The sequence below is a fragment of the Aeromicrobium sp. CFBP 8757 genome (genome assembly GCF_014841755.1).
Classification (GTDB): Bacteria; Actinomycetota; Actinomycetes; order Propionibacteriales; family Nocardioidaceae; genus Aeromicrobium.
This window is the reverse complement of the sequence record NZ_JACYUM010000001.1, coordinates 303,799-316,593: the sequence shown is the minus strand read 5'-3', so window position 1 is coordinate 316,593 and position 12,795 is coordinate 303,799. Positions and strand designations below refer to the sequence as shown.

The window sequence follows — 12,795 nt, the reverse complement described above, 5'->3', positions numbered from 1 at the left end:
CCTGACTGCTGGGTGGCTGTGTCACCACCGTGGCGCCGCGAGCAGTCAGGGCGTTGTGCCGATCCTGTGAGCCTCCCGTGAGCGCCGCGCGATCAGCGGCCGGTCGTCACCAGAGCACCTCGTTGACGGGGCCCACGGCCTCGGGCGTCTCGGCACCGATCATCTCGAGCAGGTCGATCTCGATCGACCGGCAGATCGCGGTCATCGGCACGTCGTGGACGCGGTCGAGGAACGGGTCGGCCAGGTCGCGCCCGATCTGCACCGCGAGCAGGAACATCACGCCGACCAGGCCCGAGCCGACGGGCGTCCACCACTGCAGGTCCTTGTAGACCGCGAACGGCAGGACGAGGCAGAAGGCCCGGGCGAAGAACGAGGGCAGGAAGCGGTACTGCACCGGCAGGGGCGTCTTCTTGATGCGCTCGAGCCCACCTTGGGAGTCGGTCAGGACGCTCAGCGTCGACTCGACCTGCACGCGGGCGATGTCGCTGACCATCCCGCAGCGGTGGGCCTCGGCGAGCAGGCGGCCGAGGTGCGACAGCACGGCGGTCGGGGCGTTCGTGGCGCGACGGACGCCGGCCACCGCCGCCTCGTCGAGGTACACCTCGACCTCGGGCGCCAGCGGCTGGCCGCGCAACGACGTCCGCAGCGACTGGACGTACGCGATCTGGGCCCGCACCATCTCCTCGACGATCCCCGGCCGGGCGTGGGGCACCGTGGTGTCGAGCAGGGTCGTCGTCTGGCGCGCGAGGTTGCGGGAGTGGTTGACGATGCTGCCCCACAGCGTCCGCGCCTCCCACCAGCGCGCGTACGACGCGTTGACCATGAAGCCGAGGAACAGCGCGATGGCCGTCCCGTAGAGCGTGTACTGGATCGTGATGCCGCGGAACTCGATCCAGCCGACCTGGAAGGCGATCGTCACGCCGACGTCCCACGCCAGCAGCACGGCCACCGGCACGAGCAGCGGTCGCCAGGCGGTGGTCGTCATCGGCAGCCGCGAGGTGATCATGGATCCAGTGTGCGGGCCGGTGCCGCGGTCGGCCGGGTGGAATGACGCGACTCACACCGGCTGCTGGTTCACTGGCCCCATGAGCTCGGACGACGCGGTGATGCCGCTCCCCGGAGGCGGACACGCCGATCCGCCCGAGCGGCTCAGCCCGTTCCAGCAGCACGTCGTCGCGGTCGTGTCGACACTCGAGCCGGGCGATCTCGTGACCTACGGCGAGGTGGCCCTCGAAGCCGGCCACCCGGGCGCGGGGCAGGCCGTCGCGAACGTCCTGCGGCGCGTGCCGGGGCTGCCGTGGTGGCGTGTGCTGCCGATGGACGGGCGCCTGTACCGCCAGCACCGCGAGGTCGCGACACCCCTGCTCGTCGCCGAGGGACACCGGGTCGACGAGACGGGCCGGGTGCACCCGGCGCCCTGACGTCAGGCGCCGAAGCGCTCGCGTCCCTGCACGGCGGACGATCCCAGATCGCTCTTCGGCAGCGCGGCGCCCGTGCGGGCGGCCTCGATCCAGTCGTCCGTGCTGCCGACCGCCGCGAAGTTCGAGTTCAGGAGCACCATGAGCGTCTGGTGCACCTGCTCGGCCGAGACCTCGCCGGCCTCGTTCGACAGGTGGATGGCCCCCGACGCGTCCGACAGCACCTCGGCGTCGATGCCGCGGATCTCGGCGTCGACGGCCGTCGCGATGTCGCAGTTGTTCGTCATGTAGCCGACGATCGTGACGGTGTCGACGTGCCGCTCGGCCAGGAACTCGGCGACGCCCTCACCGGTGAAAGCGCTGCCCAGCACCTTCGAGGCGCGGTGGAAGCCGGGCGCCAGGCGACGCTCGATCTCGGGGTGCAGCGACCAGCTCGACGAGCCGACGGCGAACACGGGCGACCCCTCAGGCGCCTCGTGCTGCAGCACCACGACGGGCAGGTCGAGCTCGACGGCGGTGTCGATCGCACGGGCGATGTTGGCCAGCGTCTCGTCGCGGGGCGGGTACTGGACCTGCAGGATGCCGTCGAAGTACTCGTTCTGGACGTCGACGACGATGAGCGCGCGGGTGGTGGTCACGATGGTCTCCTCGGGGTGGTGGACCTCCATGCTCGCCGCCCGGCGCCGCTATCGTGAGTGGCGCAGAAGCCGACTACCGATGGATTCAGGACAGACCATGCGCATCGCGATCCACGCCTTCGAAGGCATCAGCCTGTTCCACCTCGCGGTGCCCACGACGGTCTTCGGCGAGGTCGACCACCTCGGCCTCGCGCCGGACTGGTCGACCGTGGTCTGGAGCAGCGCGCCGCGGGTCACGACGGCCGAGGGCGTCACGCTGGACGACCTCGCCGGGCCCGACGCCGTCCTCGACGCCGATCTGCTGGTCTTCCCGTCGTGGCATGCCGACCTGCGCCCGGCCGATGCCGACGTCGCGTCCGCGATCGACGTCGCCGCGCGGCGGGACGTCGGCCTCGTGGGCCTGTGCCTCGGCGCGTTCCCCCTGGCCGGCTCGGGAGTCCTCGACGGCAGGACGGTCGTGACGCACTGGGACGCGGCCGACGAGCTCTCGGCCAGGCACCCCGCGGTGACGGTCACCGCCGATGCGATCTACGTCGACCACGGCGACGTGCTGACGTCGGCCGGCACCGCCTCGGCGATCGACGCGTGCCTGCACGTCGTGCGGCGCGAGCTCGGGTCCGAGGCGGCGGCGACCCTCGCGCGGTACCTCGTCGTCGCGCCCCACCGCGACGGCGGCCAGGCCCAGTACATCGCGCGGCCGATGCCCGACCCGGACGGCACGGGGCAGCTGGGCCCGACGATCGACTGGGCCCTCTCGCACCTCGACGAGCAGATCTCGGTGGAGACGATGGCGGCGCACGCGCGCATGAGCAGACGCAACTTCACCCGGCGGTTCGCCGAGGTGACGGGGTCGACACCCGCCCGCTGGCTCGTGACACGGCGGCTCGACGAGTCCCGTCGCCTGCTCGAGCGCTCGTCGCTGCCGATCGAGGCGATCGCCGCCCGCACCGGCTTCGGCAGCGTCGTGACGTTCCGCCAGCGCTTCGGCGACGCCTACGGCACGACGCCCACGTCGTACCGTCGCCGGTTCGCCGGCACCGCGTAGGGCGGTTCTGTCAGGCCCCGCGGCTACCGTCGGACGGATGCAGCTCACGGCCACGATCCGCACCCGTCCCCGACCCGGAACACCCCTCGACGACCTCGTGATGGACGTCATCACGGCTCGCGCCGACGACTACGACACCGCGCGCGACGCCCTCGACGACCGCGTCCCCGACGGCTGGCAGGTGCTGTCGGTCCGGTCTCACTGACGTCCTCAGCGCGGTGGGAGCCGGTGCGCCCGGTGAGGTGCGGGTGTCCGTGGGTCACGATGAACGCATGACGACCTCATGGAAGCACGGAGCGAGCCTCTACCAAGGCCGCCGCGCGATCGGCGGACGCATCGAGGTCGGCCGCGGACGATTCGAGTTCGTGCCGCACGTGCTGGACCGTCGCACCGGCGGGAAGCCCTTCACCGTCGACCTTCGCTCGATCACGGCGGTCGAGCGGACGGACCGTAGCTGGAATCCCCGCACCTTCTCCCCCAGAAGATGCCTCTTGGTCACGACCAGCAGCGGGGCCGAGGCGAAGTTCCTCGTCAACCGCCTCGATGAGCTCGTCGACCGCCTCATGGCCACGATCAACGAGTCCGATGCCACCTAGCCGACCGTCGCCCGCGGCCGACGACCGAGACCGACGCAGCAGGCAGCACGCCAGGACGATGCCATGAGGCTCACGGACCGCATCGCGCTCCGGGCCGTCGTGGTCTCGGTGGCCGCCCTGGTGGCCGCGTGCGCGAGCACGCCCGTCGACCGTCCGGGGCGCGACGCCGGCGCGCGACCGTCCGACGTCGCCGACGTCTCGGCGACCACCGACCAGGCCTTCTCCGCGCTCGAGAAGAGGCACGACGCCCGCGTCGGGGTCTTCGTCCTGGACACCGGCTCAGGACGCTCCGTGACCTGGCGCAGCGGCGAGCGGTTCGCCTTCGCCTCGACGATCAAGGCTCCGCTGGCGGCCGCGGTCCTCGACCTCGTCCCGTCCGAAGACCTGTCGCGGGTCATCCGCTTCGACGCCGGGGACCTGGTGCCGTACTCCCCCGTCACCGAGCAGCACGTCGGCACCGGGATGACCCTGCGGGCCGTCATGGACGCGGCGCTGCGCTTCAGCGACAACACCGCGGCCAACCTGTTGTTCGAGGAGGTCGGCGGGCCCGCGGGCCTCGACCGCGCGCTCGAGCGTCTCGGCGACCGCGTCACCCGGCCGGTGCGCATCGAGCCCGACCTGAACTCCGCCGTGCCGGGCGAGGTCCGCGACACGACCACCCCGCGGGCGATCGCGACGACCGTCGGCGCCTACGTCCTGGGCGACACCCTGCCCGCGAGCGATCGCGACCTCCTGCGGACACTGATGGTCGGCAGCACGACCGGCGACGAGCTGATCCGCGCCGGCGTCCCCGACAGATGGGTCGTGGCCGACAAGACGGGCAGCGCGGACCACGGCGTCCGCAACGACGTGGCCGTCGCGTTCCCGCCGGGGCGTGCAGCCGTGCTGATCGCCGTCATGACGAGCCGTGACGACGTCGACGCCCCGTCCGACGACGCCGTCGTCGCCCCGGCGACCCGCATCGCCGTCGACGCCCTGCGGTAGTCGGTGCCTCGCACGAGACTATGACTATTCATGTTCTACCTATAGCCTGTAGTTTCTCGGTCGGCCACCTGGTCGACCACGACGAGGGGCACACGATGGCACGAGCAGGACTCACGTCCGAACGGATATCCGAGGCGGGCGCAGAGCTCGCGGACGAGGTCGGGCTCGACCGGGTGACAGTCTCCGAGGTGGCTCGACGACTCGGCGTCAAGGCACCGAGCCTGTACGCCCACGTCGCGAGCTCGGACGACTTGCGCACCCGGATCGCGCTCCTCGCTCTCCAGGAGATGGCCGACCTCGGTGCGGAGGCGCTGGCCGGCCGGGCGGGTCAGGACGCGCTGGCAGCACTCGGCGACGTCTACCGGGACTACGGCCACCACCACCCCGGCCGGTACGACGCCGCGCGGCTGCCGCTGGACGCCGCGACGGCCGCGGCCAGCGCGGGCCCCCGGCACTCGGCCATGATGCGAGCGGTGCTGCGGGGCTACGACCTGACGGAGGCCGACCAGACCCACGCCGTCCGGCTGCTCGGGAGCGTCTTCCACGGGTACGTCAGCCTCGAGCGGGGCGGCGGGTTCAGCCACAGCAGTCCCGACGCCCAGCAGTCGTGGGAGAAGATCCTCGAGTCCCTGCACGCCCTCCTGCTCGGCTGGCCCACCTCATGAGCGCCACGAACCCCCTGCGGACGACACCGATCACGGCCGACCTGGTGCGCGGCGCCATCGAGCTCGAGCAGACCACGGACGGCGTGATCCCGCACCGGTTGCCCGCCTGGGCGCGTCGGCAGAGCGGCGACGGCCAGCTGCTCATGGCCGAGTCACAGCCGTCGGGCGTCCGTCTGGCGTTCCGCACCGACGCGACGGTCGTCGAGCTGCGGACCCGGCCGACCAAGGTCTCGTACCGGGGCGCTCCTCCGCGTCCGGACGGCGTCTACGACGTGGTGGTCGACGGCGTGCTCCTCGACCAGGGTGTCGTCGCGGGCGGCAACGTGCTCGAGATCGACCTGGCGACCGGGTCGGCCGCCACCCGTCCCGGGCAGGCCGCCTCCGTCCGCTTCGAGGGCCTGCCCGCGCGGGCCAAGGACGTCGAGATCTGGCTGCCGCACACCGAGACCACCGAGCTCGTGGCGATCCGCTCGGACGCCTCGATCGCCCCGGCCGCCGACGACGCCCGCCGCGCGTGGCTGCACCACGGCAGCTCGATCAGTCACGGCTCGAACGCCGCCAGCCCCAGCACCACGTGGCCCGCTCTCGCGGCGGCTCGTGGAGGGGTCGCCCTGACGAACCTGGGCATGGGCGGCAGCGCCCTGCTCGACCCGTTCACGGCCCGCACCATGCGGGACACGCCGGCCGATCTCGTCAGCGTCAAGATGGGCATCAACCTGGTCAACCTCGACCTCATGCGGCTACGGGCGTTCGGGCCGGCCGTGCACGGGTTCCTCGACACGATCCGGGACGGTCACCCCGACGTCCCCCTGCTGGTGATCTCCCCCCTCTGGTGCCCGATCCACGAGGAGACCCCCGGGCCGGGTGCCGTCGAGATGAGTGACGGGCAGGTGCGGTTCGTCGCCACCGGCGACCCGTCCGAGCGGGCTGCGGGCAAGCTCACGCTGGGCGTGATCCGCAGCGAGCTGTCCCGCATCGTCGAGCAGCGCTCGGCGACCGATCCCCACCTGCACCACCTCGACGGACTGGCCCTCTACGGCGAGGCGGACGCCGTCGACCACCCCCTGCCCGACGCCCTGCACCCGGACGCGGCGACGCACCGGCTCATCGGCGATCGCTTCGCCGCGACGGCCTTCGGCGACGGTGGCGCCTTCGCCCCTGTCGGGGGCTGATCAGGCTCGCGCGACGAGCCGCCGTCGGTGCGGGTGCGCGAACGCCGGCAGACGCCTCAGGAGAGCCCGCCCGACGACGTGCCGGGGACGACGGTCACCGCGTTCCCGGCGATCGAGATCCTGACCTCGGTGGTGTTGTTGCTCTCGTCGGACTCGGTGACGGCGCCCACCGCGTCGGCGTGCACGCGCACCGTGTACTCGCCGTCGGCGAGGTCCGTGACGTCGATGGCCTGGTCCGGGAGGGTGGTCGGGTACGTGTCGCCCCATCCCCTGCTGAGGCCGTGGATGATCGTCAGGGCGTCGGGCAGGCCCTTCCCGCACGAGGTCGCATCGGTGTAGACGGGTGCGGCCGGTACACGGGGTTGCGCCCTGAACGGCTCGTACGAGGTGTTGTCCTGCATGCAGTAGCCGTGCTTCTCCGCACGTGCCGCCACGGCCCCGGTCGCGTCGAGGAGCTCGTAGGTGTCGAAGTCGCGCACGTGCCAGTGGTCGTGGCCGTCACCGGCGAAGTAGAACTGCACCTCCGGCTTGGCCACGGAGCCCAGCAGCGCGCCGCTCGGGTCGTAGAAGCTCTGGAACGCCCGCCACGAGGCGGCGTCGGGACTGGAGCGATCGGCGACGATCTCCCCCGGTCCGTCGCCGACGTTCATCGTGATCACGCCGAACTTCAGCAGCTTCCTGCCCGCCAACGCGGGGAAGGAGGGGTTGAACGGCGCCGCGGGGACGATCATGAAGCAGGTTCCCCCCGTCGCCGCGGAGTCGCCGAGACCGCACTTCGTCAGGTCCTTGATCCGCAGGTCCGGGAGGGCCGCACCCGCGGGTGCCCGGTCGACGACCTTGATGCAGTCGGCCGCACCCGCGGCCCGCGACGTCTCGGCCCCCACCTGCACCCAGGCCTGCGGGCTCTGCACCCACTCCAGGCGGCCGGCGTCCCAGGCCCACGACACGACGCGTGTCTCGTCGCGCCGGGTCACGGTCAGCTGGGGGCAGCTGGGCACTTCGACGACGCGTTGCTCGACGATCGAGGCGGGTCTCGGGCACGTGCTCGGGCTGGGGGCGTTCGCGCAGGTGACCTGCGGTGCGGCCAGCACCTTGACCGTGATGACGTTCGAGACGTCGGCCACGCGGCCTCGTGAGTACAGCACCGTGCGGAACTTCACGCGCCCCGCAGTCCTCCACGACTGGGAGCTGAACCGGTAGGCGCCGTTGCGCACGCGCTTGACGGCGCGCGTGACCCATCGGCGCGTGCCGGGCTTGCGGCGTTGCAGGACGAGCTTGTGCTTGCCTGAGCTCAGCCCCGAGGTGTAGCCCTTGATCGGGATCCGCGCGCCGACGTAGCGCGCACCGACCGAGTTCAACGTGGTGTCGGCCGACGCCCGCTGCGCCTCCAGCTGCCGCGCCGACGACGCGTTCGTCTCTGCGCCGGTCGCTGCAGGCGCGACGGCCGGCACTCCCAGCGTCACCACCACGGACAGCGTCACGATCGCGGCGGCCCTGCGGGGCCAGGTGCGGGAGCTGGATGCGGTCACGAGACTGCCACCTCTTCACGAGCAGTTGTCGTCGTCGCGAGCCGACGACTGGACGCCCCTTCGTCTATGCATCACTCGACCCCACCGCTCGCCCCATCATCAGGGTCGAAGGTCCCTGGGAGCGTCGAAGAAGTCCCTCTGCACGACCTGCCGCACACGACGGAGGGACGACCGCACGTGGCGGTCGTCCCTCCGGAGCTCGCGTGGATTCAGCTGTTCAGCTTGCCGGCCACGGTGAGCACCCGGGTGACCAGGTGGTCGAGCGCGGCCGTGTCGGCGTCGTCCAGGTCGCTGCCCGCCACCTTGCTGACACCGTAGGGGTTGCCGTCGTTGAACTTGACCTGGTCGGTGTAGCCGGGCGGGACGATGATGCCGCCGAAGTGCGCGAACGTCGTGTTCATCGCCTCGAGGGTCGTCTCGTGGCCGCCGTGCTGGGTGGAGGCCGAGGTGATGGCGGCGTACACCTTGTCGGCGAGCTTCCCCTCCTGCCACAGCGGGCCCAGGGTGTCGATGAACGACTGCAGCTGGCTGGTCACGTGGCCGTAGCGCGTCCCCGACCCGAAGATGACCGCGTCGGCCCAGTCGATGTCGGCGGGCTCGGCCACGGGCTGGTCGGCCACCGACTCGGCGTGCGCGGCCCACGGCTCGACGCTCTTCACGACGTCGTCGGGAGCGGTCTCACGTACCCGGCGCAGGCGCACCTCGGCTCCACTGCTCTCGGCGGTGGCCGCGAGGCAAGACGCCATCGAGTGGATCGTTCCGTAGCTGGAGTAGTAGATGATCGCGAGTTTCGTCATGATTCGACGGTACCCACGTCGTCGGGTGCCCGCATGGCGCAATCAGGTCCCGATGCGCCACCGGCCGTGCACCAGCGCCCGATCCGCATCGCTGCCGATCCGGGTGCGGCGCCGCCGAAGGCGTCACGGACGTCGTCGAGGGCGATGCCGGCGAAGGCCGCGGCGTCGCCTATCTGGACCTCTCGGGGCGGGGTCGGCAACGGGTGCATGACCTGTCGAAGCGGGACGAGACGTGCTTCGAGCAGAACCAATGACGCTGCCCCTGGTGCCGCACTCAGTCGGAGTCGAGCGCGTAGAGGTATTCGGCGGTGTCGCGCGCCTCGTAGGCCGTCCAGTACAGCGGCGCGATGGCGGTCGCGGACGCCTCTTCCGGCCCGGAGTCGATCAGCAGGTTGATCGCGACGTACGCGGCGTGCACGCCGGAGCCGGCGAGTGCGCCGTTCAGGTTGACGGCCCAGTTGCGCAGAGCCGCCGAGGCGGCATTGATGTTGCCCATCATCGGGATCGGGCTGATCGAGCCGCCGCCCGTCGTGAACAGCAGCGTCCCCGAGCGGCGTTCCAGCATCTCGGGCAGCACCTCGCGGACCGCCGCGATGGCCGAGTACAGGTAGAACTCCAGCTGGGGTGCCATGGAGTCGACGGTGAGGTCCAGCGCTCCGACCATCTCGAGTCCCGGTACCGGCGAGTGCGGGGCCGGCGAGAACTCGAGCACGTCGATCGAGCCGAAGCTCTCCTTGGCCGAAGCCAGGGCGGCCGCAAGGCTGTCGCGGTCCATCACGTCGCCGGCGAAGCCGCGCGCCTCGATGCCCTCGTCGCCCAGCGTCTTGGCGAGCTCGTCGAGGCGGCTCTGCGTCCGGGAGATGAGTGCCACGGAGAATCCCTTCTCTCCGAAGACGCGGGCGATGGCGAGTCCCAGACCCGGTCCGGCTCCGACGATGGCGATCGTGCTCATGGCATGCTCCTAAGTGGGGATGTACGTTCACTTAGGAGCCTACACGTAAGCGGGGACTGCTCTCCACTTAGTCGTGTGCGCTCAGGTTCGTGCCCCGCGCGGACGGCAACCGTCCAGCAGGATGGCGGCCACGCGGGCCGACGCCGCCTCGGCACCGTCCCGATCCGCCGCGTCGAAGCCGGCGATGACGCCCTCGTGCGCCTGGAGGAGCATCACCACGTCGACGCCTGCGAAGTCGGCGCGCAGCACCCCGGCGGCGCGTGCCCGATCCACGAGCAGCTCGAGACCGTCGTCGGCTCGTCGATGCTCGCGGGCCAGGCGACCACCCTCGGGGAAGGACCGGAGCAGGGCAGTGGTGAAGGCCCGGTCCTCGCGCTGCAGCTCGAACAGGAACGTCAGGTACTCCGCGAAGGCCTCCCACGGGTCAGCGCGGTCGACGAGGCCCTCGACCTCGTCGGCGCACCGCACGATCTGGTCGGCGAACACCAGCTCGAGCAGGTCGTCCCTGGTCGGGAACCGCCGGTACAGCGTCGCCGAACCCACGCCGGCACGCCGCGCGATCTCCGCAATCGGGGCATCGGCTCCCAGCTCGGCGAACGCGGATCGTGCCGCCTCGGCGATGCGCTCGCGGTTGCGCGCGGCATCTGCCCGTAGCGAGCTCTCGCCGGTCGACCCGGGTGGTGACACCATCGGCCCAGCCTATCGCCGCGGGTGGACGAGCTCCTCTCAGTCCGGATGGAGGTCGGCGTCAGGCGGTCCGGCCGTCCAGGACAGGAACTCGGTCGTCAGCCCGTCGCGTGTCGGAGCGCAGACGTAGGGCCCGGCGCCGATCTCGTCCTCGGTGCGCAGCGGTGCCACCCGCACGAGCTGGAAGGCTTGATCGTCCAGCCTGGCCCGGATCGTCACGGACTCGGCGGTCCGGCTCACCCGGATCGTGACCCGACCGCCGGCCCAGCCCGGGACGGGTGCGACCGACCAGTCCGACCACCCATCGGTCACGACGGCCCCCAGCTGGAGGACGCCGTCGGAGCGCTCCACGCCCGCCTTGATCCACCGGGTCTCGTCCACCTTCAGGAAGACACCGGCCTGGTCGAACTGCTCCGGCAGATCCGCGACGAACGTGACCTCGACGCTCGAGCTCGGTGGCATCCCCGCCAGCAGCGCGTGCTCGCTGGCGTGGACGAATCCGTAGGACGTGTGACGCCACGCGTCACTACCCTCGGCGGCCGTCACCAGCAGGCTCGTGCCACGCTCCACGGCCGACGGCGGTGGTGTCGTCCACGAGCCGGACCGCCAGTGCAGGGCGACGGGAGCCGAACGGTCCGCTGGAGGGGTCACCGAGCCAGCGTCCCACACGCGAGCACGCCAACGACCGTGCCCTCAAGGTCGCTGACGACCAACCCGCCCACCCAGCATGCAGACCCGCGGAGCACCCCAAGGACGAAGCGCAGCCCAGCATCCGTGGTCCATCGCGTCGATGTCGCGGACCTGGTCACCTCGTCGGCAACTGCCCGCCCCGTCGTGCCGGCCGGAGCCGACTCGAGCGCGAGGCGGAACAGGACGGCGGCGTCGAGAGCGTGGACGGCCAACCCGCTGCGAGGGCTCGGTCGGCCAGGAGGCCGCACACATGACGAAGGCCCTCACAGTCAATCCTGTGAGGGCCTTCGTGGTGGTAGCGGGGACAGACCAGAACGTCTGGACCTGCCACCCTGCTAAAGGCCTTCTGAGCGTGAAGTTGATGGTTGCGGTAGCAGATGCCACCCCATGCACCATAGATGACTGGCACGACAAGAGCGGCGCAGAAGGTCTTGCCAACCCTGACGGCTAGACCGGCTTCGACGCGTCCGGCAGATGCACCGCGACCGCGCCCATCGGGAGGTCAGATAGGTCTTCGAGCCCGTCGCTGAGCCCGCTGTGGGTTCCCGTGAAGTTCCTGCCCGCCGGGCCGAAGCGGCTGATGAAGTGGTCCCCTGACCAGTGGTCGTCCTTGCTCGGGCCGGCAACTTGCACCACAACACTGTTCGTGGCTGCTGGTGTGCGGCGCCATGACTTCGTGCTGCCATACGCGGGTCGACCGAACTCGTCGACTTCGACGGTCGGGCCAGGACTTCGTCCAGCCGTGCATTTGCTCGGGATCCGGGTCGGTCACACGGCCTGCAGCGATCATCGCTGCTGCGACGCGGCTGAGTTCTTCAGCAGCCTCGAGGATGGCGGAGCGGAGAATTTCCTCGTCGAGGAGCCGGGCGCGGTGCGGAGATCGCTGCTGCTTGTTGCAAGCTCCCAGCTCCTTGCGCACGGTGTCGAGTACTTCACCAACAGGGCCATGGCGACTGCACTCCCGGGAGGAATACACGATCGACCCAACCCTGGCTTCGGGCGACAGGTTGGCCATTCGCGCAATCTCGGCCAGCAGGAACGGGGCTCCCCACGGAACTGCTCCGCCACCTCCACGGCTTCGCCGCTCCCCTTCACCTCGCAGACGACGGAAGCACCGTCGACGGCGTAGAACACGAACCCTCGAGGTTCGTCGAGTCCGAGGATGTCCAGCTCGATGTCGATCGCGTGTTCGGCGATGACGCCCCAGGTGGCGGCGTGAGCTCGAAGCCGGTCACCAAGTGGCGCATCGGTCGGGCTGGAGGTGCGTTGGCCGCCCGTGGAGGTCGTGCTTGCTGAGGGTGCTTGAAGCAGACACAAGTGGTGCGGCGCACCTGTCCGTCCCCCTTCGTCGCGCTTCCTCTACTCCATCTTGTCCGGGTTCAGGTCGGTACGTATCAGGCTGCGATTCTGTCGCGGGGTAACGACACCGCTGTAGTCCTACGCTCGCTCAGCTCGCTCAGCTCGCTGACAAGACACCCGGCTGGTGCCCAGACACGCGTCCCACCGCTCTCTATCAACGCAGCAGTCATGTTCTGATACCTGATATACGGTGAATGTCACCGAAGGGATCACCATGCCTCAGCCGTCTCAGCCATCCGTCGACGCCCTCGGCAGTCTTTGGC

At 70.6% G+C, this 12,795-nt stretch carries 14 protein-coding genes; 7 read left to right on the top strand and 7 right to left on the bottom strand.

Translation table 11 applies throughout. The features are described from left to right. Positions 1-106: 106 nt before the first annotated feature. Positions 107-1,006: a bestrophin family protein gene (locus IFT73_RS01505; protein WP_197983460.1), complete on the bottom strand. Its 900-nt coding sequence runs from the start codon at positions 1,004-1,006 to the stop codon at positions 107-109. Between the two features lie 79 nt (positions 1,007-1,085). Between IFT73_RS01505 and IFT73_RS01500 the strand changes: the two genes are divergently transcribed. After that, complete coding sequence (locus IFT73_RS01500) at positions 1,086-1,421, top strand: MGMT family protein (RefSeq protein ID WP_056606958.1); 336 nt, start codon at positions 1,086-1,088, stop codon at positions 1,419-1,421. Between the two features lie 2 nt (positions 1,422-1,423). Here IFT73_RS01500 and IFT73_RS01495 read toward each other — a convergent pair whose 3' ends face one another. Then, positions 1,424-2,056, bottom strand: coding sequence for an isochorismatase family protein (locus tag IFT73_RS01495; protein WP_197983459.1), 633 nt, complete (start codon positions 2,054-2,056; stop codon positions 1,424-1,426). A 97-nt stretch (positions 2,057-2,153) separates the two neighbouring features. On the opposite strand from IFT73_RS01495, the gene IFT73_RS01490 reads away from it, so the two are divergent. The 6 genes from IFT73_RS01490 (at position 2,154) to IFT73_RS01465 (ending at position 6,518) form a co-directional block, all read left to right on the top strand. Beyond that, positions 2,154-3,101, top strand: coding sequence for a GlxA family transcriptional regulator (locus IFT73_RS01490; RefSeq protein WP_192166054.1), 948 nt, complete (start codon positions 2,154-2,156; stop codon positions 3,099-3,101). Between the two features lie 37 nt (positions 3,102-3,138). Further along, positions 3,139-3,306, top strand: coding sequence for a hypothetical protein (locus tag IFT73_RS01485; RefSeq protein ID WP_157432493.1), 168 nt, complete (start codon positions 3,139-3,141; stop codon positions 3,304-3,306). A 67-nt stretch (positions 3,307-3,373) separates the two neighbouring features. Further along, positions 3,374-3,697, top strand: a complete 324-nt coding sequence (locus IFT73_RS01480; protein WP_192166052.1) for a hypothetical protein — start codon at positions 3,374-3,376, stop codon at positions 3,695-3,697. Between the two features lie 63 nt (positions 3,698-3,760). Further along, positions 3,761-4,681, top strand: coding sequence for a class A beta-lactamase (gene bla, locus IFT73_RS01475; RefSeq protein WP_192166050.1), 921 nt, complete (start codon positions 3,761-3,763; stop codon positions 4,679-4,681). A 95-nt stretch (positions 4,682-4,776) separates the two neighbouring features. Further along, the gene (locus tag IFT73_RS01470) at positions 4,777-5,346 is read left to right on the top strand and encodes a TetR/AcrR family transcriptional regulator (protein WP_192166048.1); all 570 of its coding nucleotides are present in this window, start codon (positions 4,777-4,779) and stop codon (positions 5,344-5,346) included. Beyond that, positions 5,343-6,518: an SGNH/GDSL hydrolase family protein gene (locus IFT73_RS01465; RefSeq protein WP_192166046.1), complete on the top strand. Its 1,176-nt coding sequence runs from the start codon at positions 5,343-5,345 to the stop codon at positions 6,516-6,518. Before IFT73_RS01470 ends, IFT73_RS01465 begins: the two co-directional genes overlap by 4 nt. Before the next feature lie 56 nt (positions 6,519-6,574). Here IFT73_RS01465 and IFT73_RS19475 read toward each other — a convergent pair whose 3' ends face one another. The 5 genes from IFT73_RS19475 to IFT73_RS01440 form a co-directional block, all read right to left on the bottom strand. Continuing rightward, the gene (locus IFT73_RS19475; RefSeq protein ID WP_192166043.1) at positions 6,575-8,047 is read right to left on the bottom strand and encodes a lysyl oxidase family protein; all 1,473 of its coding nucleotides are present in this window, start codon (positions 8,045-8,047) and stop codon (positions 6,575-6,577) included. A gap of 209 nt (positions 8,048-8,256) precedes the next feature. After that, positions 8,257-8,844: an NAD(P)H:quinone oxidoreductase gene (wrbA, locus tag IFT73_RS01455; RefSeq protein WP_192166041.1), complete on the bottom strand. Its 588-nt coding sequence runs from the start codon at positions 8,842-8,844 to the stop codon at positions 8,257-8,259. A gap of 274 nt (positions 8,845-9,118) precedes the next feature. After that, positions 9,119-9,796: an SDR family oxidoreductase gene (locus IFT73_RS01450; RefSeq protein WP_192166039.1), complete on the bottom strand. Its 678-nt coding sequence runs from the start codon at positions 9,794-9,796 to the stop codon at positions 9,119-9,121. An 81-nt stretch (positions 9,797-9,877) separates the two neighbouring features. Then, the gene (locus IFT73_RS01445; protein WP_192166037.1) at positions 9,878-10,486 is read right to left on the bottom strand and encodes a TetR/AcrR family transcriptional regulator; all 609 of its coding nucleotides are present in this window, start codon (positions 10,484-10,486) and stop codon (positions 9,878-9,880) included. Positions 10,487-10,522: 36 nt separating this feature from the next. Then, positions 10,523-11,134 (bottom strand): DUF1349 domain-containing protein, encoded by a 612-nt coding sequence (locus tag IFT73_RS01440; protein ID WP_371811128.1) that lies wholly within the window; start codon positions 11,132-11,134, stop codon positions 10,523-10,525. Between the last annotated feature and the right edge of the window lie 1,661 nt (positions 11,135-12,795).

Bases quoted from the DNA above. Each gene is read 5' to 3' on its own strand.
- IFT73_RS01445 (WP_192166037.1), bottom strand. From the start codon at position 10,486: ATGGTGTCACCACCCGGGTCGACCGGCGAGAGCTCGCTACGGGCAGAT.
- wrbA (WP_192166041.1), bottom strand. From the start codon at position 8,844: ATGACGAAACTCGCGATCATCTACTACTCCAGCTACGGAACGATCCAC.
- IFT73_RS01480 (WP_192166052.1), top strand. From the start codon at position 3,374: ATGACGACCTCATGGAAGCACGGAGCGAGCCTCTACCAAGGCCGCCGC.
- IFT73_RS01500 (WP_056606958.1), top strand. From the start codon at position 1,086: ATGAGCTCGGACGACGCGGTGATGCCGCTCCCCGGAGGCGGACACGCC.
- IFT73_RS01505 (WP_197983460.1), bottom strand. From the start codon at position 1,006: ATGATCACCTCGCGGCTGCCGATGACGACCACCGCCTGGCGACCGCTG.
- IFT73_RS01465 (WP_192166046.1), top strand. From the start codon at position 5,343: ATGAGCGCCACGAACCCCCTGCGGACGACACCGATCACGGCCGACCTG.
- IFT73_RS01485 (WP_157432493.1), top strand. From the start codon at position 3,139: ATGCAGCTCACGGCCACGATCCGCACCCGTCCCCGACCCGGAACACCC.
- bla (WP_192166050.1), top strand. From the start codon at position 3,761: ATGAGGCTCACGGACCGCATCGCGCTCCGGGCCGTCGTGGTCTCGGTG.
- IFT73_RS01490 (WP_192166054.1), top strand. From the start codon at position 2,154: ATGCGCATCGCGATCCACGCCTTCGAAGGCATCAGCCTGTTCCACCTC.
- IFT73_RS01470 (WP_192166048.1), top strand. From the start codon at position 4,777: ATGGCACGAGCAGGACTCACGTCCGAACGGATATCCGAGGCGGGCGCA.
- IFT73_RS01450 (WP_192166039.1), bottom strand. From the start codon at position 9,796: ATGAGCACGATCGCCATCGTCGGAGCCGGACCGGGTCTGGGACTCGCC.